This window comes from Gilvimarinus xylanilyticus, assembly GCF_024195295.1.
In the GTDB taxonomy this organism is placed as follows: Bacteria; Pseudomonadota; Gammaproteobacteria; order Pseudomonadales; family Cellvibrionaceae; genus Gilvimarinus; species Gilvimarinus xylanilyticus.
In genome coordinates this window covers 282,747-298,254 of sequence record NZ_JAMFTH010000001.1, presented here as the reverse complement: position 1 = coordinate 298,254, position 15,508 = coordinate 282,747, and the positions used below count along the sequence as shown (strand labels likewise).

Annotated in this window: 16 protein-coding genes; 6 read left to right on the top strand and 10 right to left on the bottom strand. The window is 55.2% G+C overall.

The annotated features are described in order from the left end of the window. Positions 1 to 22: 22 nt before the first annotated feature. From cgtA to rplU, 3 genes are all read right to left on the bottom strand, one after another. Positions 23 to 1,225 (bottom strand): Obg family GTPase CgtA, encoded by a 1,203-nt coding sequence (gene cgtA / locus M6D89_RS01300; protein ID WP_253966226.1) that lies wholly within the window; start codon positions 1,223 to 1,225, stop codon positions 23 to 25. A gap of 134 nt (positions 1,226 to 1,359) precedes the next feature. Next, entirely contained in the window at positions 1,360 to 1,617 is a 258-nt protein-coding gene (gene rpmA, locus M6D89_RS01295; RefSeq protein ID WP_253966225.1) for a 50S ribosomal protein L27, read from the bottom strand. Between the two features lie 14 nt (positions 1,618 to 1,631). Beyond that, positions 1,632 to 1,943 carry a 50S ribosomal protein L21 gene (gene rplU / locus M6D89_RS01290; protein WP_253966224.1) on the bottom strand — a complete coding sequence of 104 codons (312 nt, stop codon included), beginning with the start codon at positions 1,941 to 1,943 and terminating at the stop codon, positions 1,632 to 1,634. A gap of 238 nt (positions 1,944 to 2,181) precedes the next feature. Here rplU and leuS point away from each other — a divergent pair, with 238 nt between their 5' ends. The 6 genes from leuS (at position 2,182) to M6D89_RS01260 (ending at position 9,077) form a co-directional block, all read left to right on the top strand. Beyond that, positions 2,182 to 4,644: a leucine--tRNA ligase gene (gene leuS / locus M6D89_RS01285; protein WP_253966223.1), complete on the top strand. Its 2,463-nt coding sequence runs from the start codon at positions 2,182 to 2,184 to the stop codon at positions 4,642 to 4,644. Between the two features lie 2 nt (positions 4,645 to 4,646). Beyond that, positions 4,647 to 5,156: an LPS-assembly lipoprotein LptE gene (locus M6D89_RS01280; protein ID WP_253966222.1), complete on the top strand. Its 510-nt coding sequence runs from the start codon at positions 4,647 to 4,649 to the stop codon at positions 5,154 to 5,156. Then, the gene (holA, locus tag M6D89_RS01275) at positions 5,157 to 6,206 is read left to right on the top strand and encodes a DNA polymerase III subunit delta (protein ID WP_253966221.1); all 1,050 of its coding nucleotides are present in this window, start codon (positions 5,157 to 5,159) and stop codon (positions 6,204 to 6,206) included. A gap of 50 nt (positions 6,207 to 6,256) precedes the next feature. After that, the gene (locus M6D89_RS01270) at positions 6,257 to 6,994 is read left to right on the top strand and encodes a GDSL-type esterase/lipase family protein (protein WP_253966220.1); all 738 of its coding nucleotides are present in this window, start codon (positions 6,257 to 6,259) and stop codon (positions 6,992 to 6,994) included. A 4-nt stretch (positions 6,995 to 6,998) separates the two neighbouring features. Further along, positions 6,999 to 8,075 carry an SGNH/GDSL hydrolase family protein gene (locus tag M6D89_RS01265; RefSeq protein ID WP_253966219.1) on the top strand — a complete coding sequence of 359 codons (1,077 nt, stop codon included), beginning with the start codon at positions 6,999 to 7,001 and terminating at the stop codon, positions 8,073 to 8,075. A gap of 141 nt (positions 8,076 to 8,216) precedes the next feature. Further along, on the top strand, positions 8,217 to 9,077 hold the full coding sequence (locus M6D89_RS01260) for a DUF3014 domain-containing protein (RefSeq protein ID WP_253966218.1): 861 nt from the start codon (positions 8,217 to 8,219) through the stop codon (positions 9,075 to 9,077). 190 nt (positions 9,078 to 9,267) lie between these two features. Here the strand turns inward: M6D89_RS01260 and M6D89_RS01255 are convergent, their stop codons facing one another. The 7 genes from M6D89_RS01255 to M6D89_RS01225 form a co-directional block, all read right to left on the bottom strand. Continuing rightward, positions 9,268 to 9,597 (bottom strand): DMT family transporter, encoded by a 330-nt coding sequence (locus M6D89_RS01255; protein ID WP_253966217.1) that lies wholly within the window; start codon positions 9,595 to 9,597, stop codon positions 9,268 to 9,270. A 21-nt stretch (positions 9,598 to 9,618) separates the two neighbouring features. Next, positions 9,619 to 9,951 (bottom strand): YnfA family protein, encoded by a 333-nt coding sequence (locus tag M6D89_RS01250; RefSeq protein ID WP_253966216.1) that lies wholly within the window; start codon positions 9,949 to 9,951, stop codon positions 9,619 to 9,621. Then, the gene (locus M6D89_RS01245; protein ID WP_253966215.1) at positions 9,938 to 10,387 is read right to left on the bottom strand and encodes a GNAT family N-acetyltransferase; all 450 of its coding nucleotides are present in this window, start codon (positions 10,385 to 10,387) and stop codon (positions 9,938 to 9,940) included. The genes M6D89_RS01250 and M6D89_RS01245 overlap by 14 nt, the downstream gene beginning before the upstream one ends. Before the next feature lie 12 nt (positions 10,388 to 10,399). Then, positions 10,400 to 10,816, bottom strand: coding sequence for a DUF1801 domain-containing protein (locus tag M6D89_RS01240; RefSeq protein ID WP_253966214.1), 417 nt, complete (start codon positions 10,814 to 10,816; stop codon positions 10,400 to 10,402). Positions 10,817 to 10,916: 100 nt separating this feature from the next. Then, positions 10,917 to 11,837: a 6-phosphogluconolactonase gene (locus M6D89_RS01235; RefSeq protein ID WP_253966213.1), complete on the bottom strand. Its 921-nt coding sequence runs from the start codon at positions 11,835 to 11,837 to the stop codon at positions 10,917 to 10,919. A gap of 228 nt (positions 11,838 to 12,065) precedes the next feature. Then, complete coding sequence (locus M6D89_RS01230) at positions 12,066 to 13,382, bottom strand: methyl-accepting chemotaxis protein (RefSeq protein ID WP_253966212.1); 1,317 nt, start codon at positions 13,380 to 13,382, stop codon at positions 12,066 to 12,068. Positions 13,383 to 13,631: 249 nt separating this feature from the next. Beyond that, positions 13,632 to 15,488, bottom strand: a complete 1,857-nt coding sequence (locus M6D89_RS01225; protein ID WP_253966211.1) for a metallophosphoesterase — start codon at positions 15,486 to 15,488, stop codon at positions 13,632 to 13,634. Between the last annotated feature and the right edge of the window lie 20 nt (positions 15,489 to 15,508).

The following is a 15,508-nucleotide window of genomic DNA, read 5'->3' as shown; positions in this document are numbered from 1 at the left end:
ATTTGTCTCTGGCAGACGACACTTAAGGCGCGTAGACCACCTCTACGTCGCCGTCATCATCGTCATCGTCGTCTTCATCTTTTTGCTGCTTTTGTGCTTTGCGGGCGGCGCGGTGCTCTTCGCGCAGGGTTTCGATACGCTCGCGCACCTCGGCCTGCATGGCCTCCTGGAAGTCATACTCGGCTTGCTTGAGCTCTGGGTCATCGCTTTCAGCTTGCCACAGAGACTCCAGGTGGCTCATAAGCGCCGAGGCCAATGCATCGGTCCCCAGGCCACTGGCGGCGGCTATGTGGTACGCCGGCCCCTGCCAATCCAGCTCGTCGATAATGGCTTGGCAGATTGCGTCGCGCTCTTCCAGTGGCAGCAAGTCGACTTTGTTCAACACCAGCCAGCATTCACGCTGGGCCAAATGGGGGCTGAAGGTTTTGAGCTCGCGGGTGATGGTGCGCACGTTCTCCGCGGGGCTGGAGCCATCCGGCGGCGCCACATCCACCACATGCAGTAAGATCCGACAGCGGGTTAAATGCTTTAAAAAGCGAATCCCCAGGCCCGCGCCATCGGCGGCGCCTTCAATCACCCCGGGAATATCGGCCAACGCAAAGCTGCGGTGGGCCTGCACTTTTACCACCCCCAGGTTGGGTACCAGGGTGGTAAAGGGATAGTCGGCCACCTTGGGCTTGGCCGAGCTGACCGAGCGAATAAAGGTGCTTTTACCGGCGTTGGGCAAGCCCAACAGGCCGACATCCGCCAGCACTTTCATTTCCAGCTTAATCTGGCGCACCTCGCCTTCACTACCGGGCGTGGTCTGGCGCGGAGCGCGGTTGGTACTGGATTTAAACCGAGTATTGCCCAGGCCGTGGAAGCCGCCCTGGGCGACTTTTAGTATTTGCCCCGCCTCGGTCATATCGCCCAGGGTTTCACCGGTATCCACATCGATTACCGTGGTGCCTACAGGCACGGGCAGGGTTAAGTCCTCGCCGCTTTTACCGCGACAGTCTTTACCCCGACCGGATTCGCCGCTCTGGGCACGGAATCGGCGGGTGTAGCGGTAGTCCACCAGAGTGTTGAGGTTTTCGTCGGCGCGCAGAAACACACTGCCGCCATCGCCGCCGTCGCCCCCATCGGGGCCACCTTTGGCAATAAACTTTTCCCGCCGAAAACTCAGGCAGCCATTGCCGCCGCGACCGGCTTCTACAAAAATTGGTGCCTCATCAACAAATTTCACGGTAAACCCCGCTGATACATTAAATGACGTTGGTATAGTTTACACCAACAAAAAAAGCCCCATCGCTAATCGACGGGGCTCTTTTACATCCGGCCTAAGCCGGGTGGCTGCCGGGCAGCCAAACCTTAGGGCAATTACGCAGTTTCGATAGAAACGAAACGACGGTTGTGCTGACCTTTGGTTTCAAACTTAACAGTGCCGTCAGACTTGGCAAACAAGGTGTGGTCTTTACCAATACCTACGTTTACACCGGCGTGGAACTTGGTGCCACGCTGACGAACAATGATAGAGCCGGCTGAAACAGCTTCACCGCCAAAGCGCTTAACACCAAGGCGTTTACTTTCCGAATCGCGGCCGTTACGTGTACTACCGCCTGCTTTTTTGTGAGCCATGAGTAAACTCCTGCTTAACCTTTGATACCGGTGATTTTAACTTCAGTGTACCACTGACGGTGACCCTGACGTTTCATAGAGTGCTTACGACGACGGAATTTGATGATTTTCACCTTATCCGCGCGGCCGTGGTTTACCACCTCGGCAGTTACCTTAGCGCCGTCTACAACAGGTGCGCCGATTTTAACGTCGTCGCCGTTGGCTACCAGGTACACTTTATCGAATTCGATTTTCTCGCCGGTGGCGACTTCGATCTTTTCGAGCTTCAGGGTTTCGCCTTCCACTACACGATGCTGCTTGCCACCGCTTTCAAAAATTGCGTACATATTTGCTCCAAATGGTCTTGGACGGCACGAAGTAACACAGCCTTGCCGTGGGTTTCGAGGACTTGCGCCGTTTACAGGGGCCGCGATTTTAGGGCAAACCCCCTGCCAAATCAACTCCTTTTGCCGGTTAATTAAAGCAATTGAGGCACGCGCGCCCCTTGGTCTGGCGCGACCGACACCCTATAATGCCCGACTCTTTAACAATCACCCATTTAACTGCAGGGAATTTCAGCCCAAAATGCAAGAGCAATATCACCCCGCCGAGGTGGAAACCGAGGCCCAGCAATACTGGGAAGAGAACCAGAGCTTCGCCGTTACCGAGGACACCAGCCGCGAGAAATTCTACTGCCTGGCGATGTTCCCCTACCCCAGCGGCAAGCTGCATATGGGGCATGTGCGCAACTACACCATTACCGACGTGATTGCCCGCTTCCAGCGAATGCAGGGCAAGAACGTGCTGCACCCCATGGGCTGGGATGCATTTGGCCTACCGGCGGAAAACGCGGCGATTAAAAACAACACTGCGCCCGCCAAGTGGACCTACGCCAATATTGACTATATGAAAGGCCAGCTGAAACAGCTGGGCTTTGGCTTTGACTGGAGCCGCGAACTGGCCACCTGCCAGAGCGAATACTACCGCTGGGAGCAGTGGTTCTTTACCCGTTTGTACGAAAAGGGCCTGGTGTACAAAAAGAACTCGGCGGTGAACTGGTGCCCCGAAGACCAGACAGTGCTGGCCAACGAGCAGGTAGAAGACGGCTGCTGCTGGCGCTGCGGCACCACGGTGCAGCGCCGCGAGCTGGCGCAGTGGTTTATCCGCATTACCGCCTACGCCGAAGAGCTGATAAAAGACCTGGACAAGCTGCCCCACTGGCCCGAGCAGGTCAAAACCATGCAGCGCAACTGGATCGGCAAAAGTCGCGGCATTGAAATGCGCTTTGACTTATCCGCCAAGTACGCCGAACACACGGGCTTTGAGGTTTACACTACCCGCCCGGATACACTTATGGGCGTCAGCTACGTGAGCCTGGCCGCCGAGCACCCGATTGCACAATCGCTGGCCGCCGACAACGACGAGGTTGCCCAGTTTGTGGCCGAGTGCAAAGAGCAGTCGGTAGCCGAGGCCGATATGGCCAATATGGAAAAGAAAGGCATGGACACGGGCCTGAAAGCCCTGCACCCCATCACCAATGAAGAAGTACCGGTGTGGATTGCCAACTATGTGCTCATGGATTACGGCTCGGGCGCGGTAATGGCCGTTCCCGCCCACGACCAGCGCGACTTTGAGTTTGCACAAAAATACAGCCTACCGATTCAGCAGGTTATTGCCCCCAAAGACGGCAGCGAGATTGATTTGAGCCAAGAAGCCTTTGTCGATAAAGGTATTTTGGTGAACTCGGGCGAGTACGACGGCTTGAACTTTAAAGCCGCCTTTGACGCCATTGCGCAAACTTTAAAAGCGGCCAAAAAAGGTAAGGTGCAAACCAACTATCGCCTGCGCGACTGGGGCGTATCCCGCCAGCGCTACTGGGGCGCGCCCATTCCTATGTTTAACTTGCCCGGCGACGGTGAAATTCCGGTGCCCGCGGACAAATTGCCGGTGCTGCTGCCCGAAGATGTGGTAATGGACGGGGTGCAATCGCCCATTAAGGCCGACGCCGAATGGCGTAAGGCCGAGGTGGACGGCAAGCCGGTAGAGCGCGAGACTGACACCTTCGACACCTTTATGGAGTCATCCTGGTATTACGCCCGCTACACCTGCCCCGACTTTACCGACGGCATGCTCAACCCCGACGCCGCCAACTACTGGCTGCCGGTGGATCAGTATGTGGGCGGTATCGAACACGCTATTTTGCACCTGCTGTACGCGCGCTTTTTCCACAAGCTGATGCGCGACGAGGGCTTGGTGGATTGCGATGAGCCTTTCGAGCGCCTGCTGTGTCAGGGCATGGTGCTCAAAGACGGCACCAAGATGAGTAAATCCAAGGGCAACACCGTCGACCCGGCCGAGCTGATTGAAGAGTACGGCGCCGACACCGTGCGCCTGTTCTCAATGTTCGCCGCCCCACCCGAGCAGAGCATGGAGTGGAGCGATTCGGGCGTCGAGGGCGCGCATCGCTTTTTGCGCCGCCTGTGGAAAACCCTGCACGCTCACCTGGCCGCAGGCACCCCGGGCAAGCTGGATGCCGACAATCTGAGCGATGCGCAAAAAGACCTGCGCCGCAAGACCCACGAAACCATCGCCAAAGTCAGCGACGACTATGCCCGCCGACAAACCTTTAACACTGCGATTGCCGCCGTCATGGAACTGATGAACGAGGTGAGCAAGCTGGCCGATCGCAGCAACGAGCAAGGACTCGCGGTAGAGCGCGAAGCGTTAGAGGCGGCCACCTTGATGTTAGCCCCTATCGTGCCGCACATTAGTCAGGCACTGTGGCGCGCTTTGGGTTACGATAGCATACCGCTGGACACCACCTGGCCCAAAGTGGACGATGCTGCACTCAAGCGCTCATCCATCGAAGTCGTGGTGCAGGTTAATGGCAAGGTTCGGGACAAGATGCAAGCGCCGGTGGATGCCGATCGCGCTGATGTCGAAGCTCAGGCCTTAGCACAGCAAAATGTGCAGCGCTTTTTGGAGGACGTTACGGTACGCAAAGTAATCGTCGTCCCCAACAAACTGGTCAACATTGTGGCGAATTAAGAATGGAATTTAAACGCTCTATTATCTGGGTTTTTCTGGCACTTCTGGCAACCAGCTGCGGCTGGCAGCCGCGCGGCTATCTAATGCCACCGCTGGACATTGACAGCGTGCGCATTGTCTCGAGCGAGCAGCACACCGAGCTGCTGCGCGAGCTGGAGCAATCGCTACTGAGCCAGGACATTAAAGTGGTAGAAAAAGGCGCTGAGTACACCATCGCCCTGGGCGATGAACAGCTCAACCGCCGCACTGTAGGTATCGGCAACGACAGTCTCGCCGCCGCCTACGAGTTGACTCTGGCACTAGATTATCAGTTGCGCGACGAACACAATGCGGTAATCGGTAAGCCCGAGCGGGTGCAGGTGCGCCGCTCCTACGATGCCAGCGATACCACAGGCCTGGATCGCGAGCAGGATATGCTGCTGGAAGATATGCGCCGCGAGCTGGTACAGCAGATAATCCGCCGCTCTTACTTTGTACTGCAAGACCAACAAGCGACCCAAGCCCCGCAATAAATGGCAAAGGTCCGCCCCGATCAGCTAGCGCGCGCGGCCTCTCAGTCGCTCGCGCCCATCTATCTGATCAGTGGCGACGAACCCTTACTGGTGCAAGAGGCCTGCGATAGCCTGCGCCACATTGCGCGCGAACAGGGCTTTAGCGAGCGCGAGCTGCACCATGTCGACCCAAGCTTTGACTGGGGCCAACTGCACACCGCTGCCACCAGCCTATCGTTATTTGCCAGCAAAAAACTGATTGAACTGCGCCTGCCTACCGGCAAACCCGGCGACAAGGGCGCACGCGCCTTGGGCGAATACGCTCAGACCCCCAGCGACGATAACTTACTGTTAATTGTCAGCGGCAAGTTGGACAGCAGTACTACCCGCAGCAAGTGGTACAAAGCCCTGGATAATGCCGGGGTGCATGTTCCCATCTGGCCCATTGACCCGCCGCAACTGCCACGCTGGATTGAGCAGCGCATGCAGAAAGCAGGACTTAGCGCCGACAGCGGCGCCATTGATCTATTGGCCTCGCGCATTGAAGGCAACCTGCTGGCCGCCGTACAGGAAATCGAGAAACTCAAGCTATTGGCCCCTGAAGGTCGGGTGGATGCCGAGCTGATGGCGTCAGTGGTGGCCGACAGCGCCCGTTACGACGTTTTTGGCCTGGCGGATCGCGCCCTAGCCGGCGACGCACGGGGCGCCGTTAAAAGCCTGCAGGGACTGAAAACCGAAGGTACCGAGGCGCCTGCAATTTTGTGGGCCCTGACCCGCGATATTCGCCAACTGCTGCAGGTGACCTCGCTGATCGAACAGGGCAAGCACCCGGACTGGGCCATGAAGCAGGCCAAAGTCTGGGGCAAGCGCCAGGGCCTGTTTGGCGGCGCGCTGCGGCGCCTTAAGCGCCCCCACCTCGAGCTGCTCTTGCGCCAAGCCAATGGTGTAGACCGAGCGATTAAGGGCATGCGCAATGCCGACCCCTGGGATGATATGCTCGATTTAGTCCTGACCCTTTCGGGTACCGCCAGTTTGCAGCCGGCCAATATCCGTCTGGGGCTCAAGCTTTAACAAACAATAACCCCAACCAAACCCAGTGCAACACTAAAAAGAGAGTAAAAATGAAACTGAGCCAAGCCCTAACTGCCCTATCCCTCGCCACTGTAACCGGTTTCTTTTCCGTGTTCGCCAGCGCCGCCCCCCTATCGGTGCAGCCGGTACCACGCACCCAACAATTCGACTGGATGAGTGTCTCCGGCTGGTACGAGCGCCACGCCGCCGACGTCGCCCTGGCCGAGCAGGGTGAAGCCCGGATTGTGTTTTTAGGCGACTCCATCACCGAGGGCTGGGACCACACCATCTGGCAGGAACACTTCGCCCCCCTGGACGCGGTCAATTTCGCCATTGGCGGCGACCTGACGCAAAATATGCTGTGGCGTTTTGAGCACGGCAATGTCGAAAAACTGGACCCAGAGCTGGTGGTATTAATGGCCGGGGTCAATAACTACCTGCACAATCAAGCCAGCCCCGAAGACACCTTCGCGGGAGTGCAACAGCTGCTCAGCCAAGCACTGGCCGCCTACCCCAACGCCCATGTCATTTTGCAAGCGGTACTGCCCTTTGGCGAGCAGCCCAACACCACCGAGCGCCAGTGGGTGAAAGACACCAACCGGCAACTGCAAACTCTGGCCGCGCACGAGCGGGTAGACTTTTACGACTTTGGCGAGCTGTTTTTACAAGACGACGGCCGCATCAGCAACGAGATTATGGGCGACTACTTGCACCCCAACGCCAAAGGCTACGGTATCTGGGTTAAGTCCCTGCTGCCTGTGGTTAAAAGCGCGCTGGACAAGGAGTAGTCCAATGGCGGCACAACACGTTTTCGCGCTGCTCCTGGTAGGCCTGCTGAGCGCCTGCGCCCAGGCTCCCAAGACGACAACACTGAACGCCGATGACCCAGCCGTGCGTTGGAGCGGCCGCCATGCGGCTCAAGACGGCGAGGTGCGCTTTGGCTACCCCAGTGTCAGCGCCAATGTGCGTATTTCCGGCGGCACTCTGACAATGACCGCTGTAAGCAATAAAGGCGAAAGCTGGATGAGCGTGCGCGTGGACGATCAGCCTCCCAAGCGCTTTCAGGTCAGCGCTGAGCCCAGGGTTTACCCTTTAGTCGAAAACAGCACTCAGGCTCATACGGTTAGAGTCAGCCACGTGGGCGAGACCTGGCGCGGCATTGTGACCGTCGAGGGATTTAACCTTATTGGAGGTGAGTTTCGCGCTCCACCCGCTCCGCCCCAGCGCAAGCTTCTGGTGATCGGCGACTCGGTCACCTGCGGGGAAGGGGTTTACACCCCACCCGCGCACCACTGCGACAGCAATCCGCGCCAACCCGACTCGGACAACTCCTACGGGATGCGGCTGGGCAAAGCGCTCAATGCCGAAACCCAGCTGGTGTGCTACGGTGGGCGAGGCTTAATCCGCAGCTGGAATGGCAACACCGATGACCTGCAGGCGCCGCAGTTCTTCGACTTATCGATCCCCGAGCCGGGACAGCCCCAAGCCGATTTGCAGGCCTTTGTACCGAAGATTATTCTGATATCGCTGGGCACCAACGACTTTAGTCTAGGCATTGGCCCTTTGCCCGAAAAAGAGGCGTTTGTGAGCGCCTATGTGGACTTTACCCAGCGCCTACTGTCACTCTACCCAGAGGCAAAAATCGCGCTCACCGAGGGTTCCATTGTCAATGACGATGATCCGGAGCGCCCACAAAAGACGGTTCTGCGCGACTATATTGCCCACACCATCGCCCGTGTTGACAGCCCCCGACTATTTCAGGTGGACTCGCCCTACTACCCGGGCGATCAGTGCGACGCCCACCCCACCGGGGCCCAACACAAGGCGATGGCCGATGCACTTGAGAGGCAATTAACGCCACAAATTTGAACCATAACGATAAATAACATTCCAAGACTTGTAATACTGGCCGCCCTTGCGCAAAGTCTGGTATTGCAAGTCAATCTAACAATATTGATGTAATATACAGGGAACAACCCAAAGGAATGTATAACTCGATCAGGTGCCGTTATGAGTAACAGTAAGTCGCCCAGTAATTTACTGGTTATTGTAGTCGTACTGATTATTATTTTAGTGCTGGGTGGATTTATCTACTGGAGCAAAAACAGGGAAGCAGAACCCGAATCCCTCCCCACGCCCCCTGCGCCTCAGCCGGTGGCGCCTACGCCCGAACCCGAGCCAACTCCAGAGCCTGAGCCAGCCCCAGAGCCCGAGCCGGAACCCGAGCCTGAGCCCGTGACAACGCCGGAGCCTGAGATCGAACCAGAACCGGAAGTGGTCGTACCTCCACTGAACGAAAGCGATGACTTTGTCAGCGGCGAGCTAAACCAGGCCGCACCTCCCGAACTGGTCAAACTGGTGGTACCCGAAGAAACCGTGCGCAAAACGGTGCGCGCGATCATCGGGGTTTCCGAGGGCCGCCTGGTCAACCAATACCGCCCGGTGCTGTCGCCACTACCAACCATGGGCGTGACTCAGACGGCCGGTGGCGCCGAACCCGAATACCAACTGACCGATGCCAATTACGAGCGCTACGAAAAACACATCGCCCTAATGGAATCAATTCCGCCGGAAAACCTGGCCAAGATGTACGACACCATGGCGCCTATGTTTGACGAGGCCTATGCCGAACAGGGACTGGAAGGTGAATTTCGCAAAGTGGTGCTGGAGGCAGTGAACACCCTGTTGGCCACCCCCGATATCGATGGCCCCCTAACCCTTAAGCGCCCCACGGTAATGTACAAATACGCCGACCCGGAAATAGAAGCCCTGCCCGAACCGCAAAAGCTGATGCTGCGCATCGGGCCGGAAAACCGCGCTAAAGTTAAAACCTATTTGGAATCGTTTAAACAGGCACTGGAAATAGAATAACCCCATTAAAACGACCTTCCAATAAAAAAGGCCGGATGACATCCGGCCTTTTTTATTGCCTATACTCCCAAATCAGACTGGCATTTTTTAGACAACTTTAAAACAACCAATCGACCGGCTAACGCTGGCGGCGGCGCATCCATACACCGCGTTATTAAGCCGCCAATTCACATTGGCGGCTTAATAACGACTAATGACTTACGGTCTTGGAAAACACATTAATAATCACTACTCCAGTGATAATAAACGCCATCCCCACCAACGCGGGGGCATCGGGTAGCTGTTTGTACCAAACCGCTCCGACGGCGGTAATGAGAACAATACCGGCGCCCGCCCAAATCGCGTAGGCAATGCCCAGGGGTATGCTTTTAACCACCAGCGACAGGGCATAAAAGGCCACGCCATAAGCAACAACACACACCGTGCTCGCCCCTGCCTGGGAAAAACCCTCGGAGGCCTTAAGGGCCAATGTACCAATTACCTCAGACACAATCGCGACAGCCAGATAGACCCACGCCATGACATTCTCCTTACTACTTTTTTAGGCGCCGCGCGGCGCAAACATAATGATAGCCATACCCAATAAAGCGACGCCTGAGCCCACTAAATCCCAAACCGTTGGCTTGATACCATCCACCGACCACAGCCAGAGAATCGCCATAACAATATAAACCCCACCATAAGCGGCATACACTCTTCCCGACGCCGTAGGGTGCAAGGTCAGCAGCCACGCAAACAAGGTTAAACTCGCCGCAGCCGGCACCAACAACCAGATGGATTTACCTTCTCGCAACCATAAATACGGCAGATAACAACCCACAATTTCAGCGAGAGCGGTCAATAAAAACAAGCCGAAGGTTTTAAGCTCTGACAAAAGACAAATCCTTAGCGATCAAAAAATGAGGCCCAATCCCGTCGATCACAAACTCGTCGGACGCCAATTTATATCCCTGGCGAATATAAAACTGCAGGGCTTGGTGACGCGCGTTCGCCCATATGATATCGCCGCCCGCCGACATCGCATAGCTTTCGGCGTGCTGCAGCAAACGCGCACCCAGCCCCTGCCCCCGAAAACTAGGCTTAGTCGCCATACCGCGAATCTGGTAAGGATCGCGCCCGGCAACCTGCGGGTGTGCATTGCGATAGAGTGATACGACTCCCACCACCTCACCATGATTGATTGCACCCAAATGGCGGGTTTGAGTGTCATCATCTCCGGCGAACTTGCAAGCCGATAGCGGCTGGTTGGGACGCAGAACCTCATTACGCAGCGTTAAAGTATCCGCCGCGGATATGTCGCAGATTTCCATTGGCTACTCCTGTCACATTCCCAACAGCGGTAGTTGCTTTACCCGCTGGTAGTTAAGTGCCACCGATAAACAGTGAGCCAGAGGAGAATGAGCCGCACCTTGATTCAGTGCAAACGACATGGCGCGATTGCCTGAATAGACAAAGTCATCCGGATAAACTTCGCGAAACGTCGCAATTAAGTGAGTTTGACAATGGAAGAAAATCACTACCTCATCCGGCGCCTCAGCCTTCCAGTCAAGCCGAATGGGGGTTCCTGATTTTACCGCAAAACTTGCCTCGCCCCACTTGACAGACTCGGTGACCGGCCCCAGTTTTTGTTCATCGGCCAGGGTGAAAATCAAATTACGCACGCACATGAGCGTGTGTTGCGCGCGTTGCGGGTAGCCGCTAAAAATAGCCTCTATGTCGGGCGAAAGCTTGGGAGGCATAGCCAATATCCACTTTAGCGTATTAGATTCTAGCCACTGGCGAGAGGCATACCGATATCATACCTCTCACCATCGCTTCGTGGTCAATTGTTAACCGGCATTATACTCCAACATTGGGTAAGACAAATGACTTAACATTGGGGTGTAACCTGATCCACAATCCCGGATTTTCATCCAACTGTCGCAAAGCCTGGCTTTTGTCTTCACTTAACTGAGTATGCAACACCTTGGCGTAGGTTTTTACTTTCGCTGGTGCCGAATCGGCGTCGACCACAGACTGCACCACTTTTTTCGCCTGCAAGATAGCCGCCGGCCCCAGGGTAAGAATAAACTCCGCCGCGCGGCACTCTTGTTCATCGGTCTCGTTTACCTGGCTGCCACCGGCTTTAAACTTGCTAATATGATGCTCTAAAATACTGCTGGAAATAGGGATAATGCCGGCCACATGCTGATGCTCAGCACCGGAAAATGGCTTGATATAAGCCAGATGCGAGGCCTGATTATCCTCGGGGCCGTGGCCAATAAAGAAAATATCCAGCCCACCTAACGACTCTAATTTTTGCAGATACTCAACCAATCCCGCTTCCAAATCATCGGCATCGGTGCGCATGGGGGTAAAGCTTTTTATTTTCTGAAAAAACTCTTCCCCCAGTATGCGCTCGAAATCCCGCACAAAACTGAATCCGTTACCCATTCCCATGGGCGCCAGCGCATCCTGAGTAAACACATTCAAGCGCGCCAAAAGTGCATCGCGCTCACCCGATTTCGCCAGCCTACCCAGCAACCGGTGCATTTGCTGCGCGCCGCGCCCCCCGAGCAAGGCAATATTAATATCGCCGTCTTTTTCTGCAGCGGTGGCTAACAACTCGTTTAACATCGCCTCCCCAACATCTTCCTCGGTTTCCAGCACCGTCGGAGTTATTCCGTAGTCCGTAAATCTTGCGGTCGACTCGCTTGCCAGCCGCAACCAGCTATTGCCATTGGCCTGATCTTTAATCAGGTTTGTCGTACTTGTGTTCATGAATATAACCTATTGCAAATCTGTTAGTGTCGAGTGGTGTGGGCTCTGCGATTCATTCCTTATGTCTTTAGGCCATAAGGGATGCCTGTGCCTCCGGCAAGGTAGCGAAACAGGACGCTGCCGGAGTTTATTATGGGTTTAAACGTTAACCGAGCACGGGGGTAGAAACAAGTCGTGCCGCGCAATCAACCGGGCGGCAAGGAGAGGGACCGTTGAATGGAATCGCTACTACAAGGTTCGCTTAAACTCGCTTACAGCATCCACCACTTGGCGCGCGCTGGCCTGAATTTCGTTCATTACACTGCCTGATTCACTGGACGACTCCAAAGCGCGACGGGCGTCGGCAAGGCTGGCTTCGATGAGCGAAACGGATTTTTTGGTGAGCTGCTTATTTTCAGCGACCACCTCAACAATCTGTTCGGTGGCCTCACTGGTACGCAGCGCCAACTGCCGAACCTCATCTGCAACCACCGAGAAACCCCGCCCCTGATCACCCGCCCTGGCCGCCTCAATGGCCGCGTTCAATGCGAGCAGATTGGTTTGATCAGCGATGGCTTTAATGCTATCGACCAGCGATGAAACCCGCTCGGACTGGGTGTCCAGCTCATTAATACCGTTGCTAGCGTCCTGCATCAGACTGGATAGCCCCTGCATGGTCTCAATAGTCGAGTTGATTACCCGAATGCCCTTGTCGGTATCGGCATCAGTTTTTTGCGACACCTCGTAGGCAATATTTGAGGTTTCGGTAATGGCCGCCTCGCGCTTCATTTGCTCGGTGATATCGGTGGCAAATTTAACCACCTTGTAGTATTTGCCGGTATCATCACGAATAGGGTTGTAGCTTGCCTCTAACCAAATGACATTGCCCGAACGGCCCACACGCTCAAAACGATCGGATACGAACTCACCCCGCGCCAGCCGGCCCCAAAAGGCGGCATACTCGGAGGACTGGGCAGTCTCAGGAGTGCAAAACATGCGGTGATGCTTACCCACTACATCGCTTTTGCTGTAGCCCACACAGGACAGAAAATTTTCATTGGCGTCGAGTATGGTTCCGTCGAGAGTAAATTCAATCACAGCTGATGAGCGATGCAGCGCTTGCAGCATGTCTTGATGCTCTCGGGACTGAGAAATAGTTTGGGTCAGCTCGGTGGAATAGCTAACCAGCTCAGGGGGCTTACCCGCTTGCATCGTGCGAGGCTGAAAAATACTTCTAAACCAGGCCTCCTCGCCATTTTTTTTAACGATTTGCACGGCCCCGTGCCAATGCTTCCCCTGTTCAATACATTCGAGCATACGCCGCCCATGGTCTTTCGCCAATGAACTGGAGACCAAGATCTCTTTTAAGGGCTTCCCCCGAATGTCGGAATCACCGTAACCGGTACACCTGAAGAAATTCTGGTTAGCGCCTTTGATGACGCAGTCAGAATCCAGCCAAAAGCTGATCATTTCCTGCTGCAAATCACTTTGAATATCCGAGAAAACCTTTAACTCGTCTTCAAGCTCCCGAACCCTGTCTGCAAGGCCTTTATTCTGGAAAAACATAGCATTCAACTCGCTATCTGATAAGCGCAAAAATAGGCGCTGGTAAATTCCGCAGCAACGTAAGTATAGTCGGGATTAGCGCAGGCACATGGCGTCATTAAGTGTGAGACTTTGGATCAAGGGCCCCACCCGCTTTTAAACCGACTTAGAGAATATCGGCCGATGTCGGGAAAACTGAATAGGTGAGCGACCAGTGGTACGACACTTCACGAGTGCCGGACCCTGGCCATTTGGTAAGCCAATTCGCTGTTACCGATAAAAATTACCCGAACCGCCAACCGCCCATTCGGTGCCCCAGCTGGGCATCCACTGGCGACCGGTAGGCCCAGGTTCATTCGGGTCGGCATCGCGCAGTTGCACATTTAAGCGCACCCCGGTCCAGGGGCTGCCATGAATGCTATCCAACACCACCTCGGGAATAAAAATCTCGGCGCTATACCCTTTTTCGGTCTGGCGAGCGGCATAGTCTACGCCCTCGGGTAATTCCGGATCGCCCCTAAGCTCAGGCTCGATCGCCTTGGAAGGGGCCAGTAACGCCAAGGTCTGCTGGCCGGGGACGCGGTTGTCATAGGTTTGCTTAATACTGCGGCGGACCTGGGTGCGGGCATCCAGGGTGAAATACACAAAGTCCTGCTGGGGTACTATGCCGTCGGCACTGCGCTGAAGATGATCATCCACCACCTCCACCGCCAAGACCAAGCCATCTTGATGACGCGCTGCGGCCCACCGAAAGCTGGCATCGGCATCACCGTGAAAGCCCTCGGTGTTGAAAAAAGCGCCCTCGGCGTTGGGGTAGAAAAGTTGGCGCGACCATTCATCCAGTTCACCATCCAGTTGAAATCGACGCAGGGATTTGAGCGGTCGTTCGCGGGCCACCGAAAGAGTCTCCTTTCCGGCGTACTCAATGGTTTCATCGTTAAGTTGATAACTCAGAGTCCAGTCAACCTGCGCCAGATCTTGATCGTCGGTAATCTTTCGCTCAGTCGCTACCGCTATACTCGGTGTCACTATTTCGTTGGGTGGCACAGTGATGTTCAGCGAATTCTCCCCTTCGATTTTCGCCTTGCCCAACGAGCGGTATTGCGCTTTAAACTGGTAGGGAGTATCCGAATCGTTTTTGAGCCGCAGTTGAGCGACGCCTTTTTTGAATTTATCGCGGTACAAGATAGCGGGCAGGGATAAACGCCCCTTGTCGATCATCGCCGTTTGCAGATCGCGCATTTCGGCGGTGCGCACATCCTCGCCCCAAATACCGTCCAGCATCATATTGGCAATAATGGGACCTTGCTCGCTCATGGTCACCCACACCACATGATCAAATTCACCAAAGCGAGTGCCACGACCGCTGGTAATACCGCCGGTGGTCGCCAGGGTGAAGTATTTACGTCCGTGGCGCTGATCTTTGACATAGCGGTGATGATGGCCGGCAAACACTGTATATGGGCGCTCGCCCAATAAGCTCTCTATCTCGTCCCAACGATCTTTTTCGTCGCGATCCCACAATGGAGAATGAGTAAAAATAAGCGTCCACTGGGGCTCGGGATTTTCCTTCAGGGTAGTCTCCAGCCAATCAATCTGAGCTTGGGAAAACGTATGGGTTTTGCCGCCATCGTTGGAGTTAAGCATCACAAACAGCACATCGCGATAGGTAAAATGGTAGTAGCTGTCGCCGTAGCGCTCACGCCAGACATCGGCCATGACCGGATTGGTGTAGTCGTGGTTACCGGCCAGATAAAAGAATGGCATATCCAAGCGCTGTACCATGGAATCGAATTCGTTCCACTCGGTCTCCAGCTGCGCGCGATTATCGGTGTAGCCTTCAATCAGATCACCCACACTCACCACAAACTCTGGCTGCAGCAGGTTGAGCTTGTCCACTGCCTGAGAGAAAACCCCGGGACGCAGACCACCCGTGCGATCGGTAACAATAGCAAACTGAAATGCTTGAGGATCATTATTAAAATCCAGATGGGTCCAGGGGGTTTGCCCAGCACTGGATTCAATACTAATCTCGCCCGAGGTATGGGATGAGTCTGAATGAGCTTGAGCGTTTAGCGAAACCAAAGTTGCCCAACAAATGACAACTCGAATAAATCCCGAACCCATGGTATCTCCTTGCAATGAAC

What these genes read in the sequence shown, in the direction of transcription:
- M6D89_RS01270 (WP_253966220.1), top strand. Translation starts at nt 6,257, where the DNA reads ATGAAACTGAGCCAAGCCCTAACTGCCCTATCCCTCGCCACTGTAACC.
- M6D89_RS01230 (WP_253966212.1), bottom strand. Translation starts at nt 13,382, where the DNA reads ATGTTTTTCCAGAATAAAGGCCTTGCAGACAGGGTTCGGGAGCTTGAA.
- rpmA (WP_253966225.1), bottom strand. Translation starts at nt 1,617, where the DNA reads ATGGCTCACAAAAAAGCAGGCGGTAGTACACGTAACGGCCGCGATTCG.
- leuS (WP_253966223.1), top strand. Translation starts at nt 2,182, where the DNA reads ATGCAAGAGCAATATCACCCCGCCGAGGTGGAAACCGAGGCCCAGCAA.
- M6D89_RS01245 (WP_253966215.1), bottom strand. Translation starts at nt 10,387, where the DNA reads ATGGAAATCTGCGACATATCCGCGGCGGATACTTTAACGCTGCGTAAT.
- M6D89_RS01240 (WP_253966214.1), bottom strand. Translation starts at nt 10,816, where the DNA reads ATGCCTCCCAAGCTTTCGCCCGACATAGAGGCTATTTTTAGCGGCTAC.
- M6D89_RS01235 (WP_253966213.1), bottom strand. Translation starts at nt 11,837, where the DNA reads ATGAACACAAGTACGACAAACCTGATTAAAGATCAGGCCAATGGCAAT.
- M6D89_RS01265 (WP_253966219.1), top strand. Translation starts at nt 6,999, where the DNA reads ATGGCGGCACAACACGTTTTCGCGCTGCTCCTGGTAGGCCTGCTGAGC.
- holA (WP_253966221.1), top strand. Translation starts at nt 5,157, where the DNA reads ATGGCAAAGGTCCGCCCCGATCAGCTAGCGCGCGCGGCCTCTCAGTCG.
- M6D89_RS01255 (WP_253966217.1), bottom strand. Translation starts at nt 9,597, where the DNA reads ATGGCGTGGGTCTATCTGGCTGTCGCGATTGTGTCTGAGGTAATTGGT.
- M6D89_RS01280 (WP_253966222.1), top strand. Translation starts at nt 4,647, where the DNA reads ATGGAATTTAAACGCTCTATTATCTGGGTTTTTCTGGCACTTCTGGCA.
- M6D89_RS01260 (WP_253966218.1), top strand. Translation starts at nt 8,217, where the DNA reads ATGAGTAACAGTAAGTCGCCCAGTAATTTACTGGTTATTGTAGTCGTA.
- M6D89_RS01225 (WP_253966211.1), bottom strand. Translation starts at nt 15,488, where the DNA reads ATGGGTTCGGGATTTATTCGAGTTGTCATTTGTTGGGCAACTTTGGTT.
- rplU (WP_253966224.1), bottom strand. Translation starts at nt 1,943, where the DNA reads ATGTACGCAATTTTTGAAAGCGGTGGCAAGCAGCATCGTGTAGTGGAA.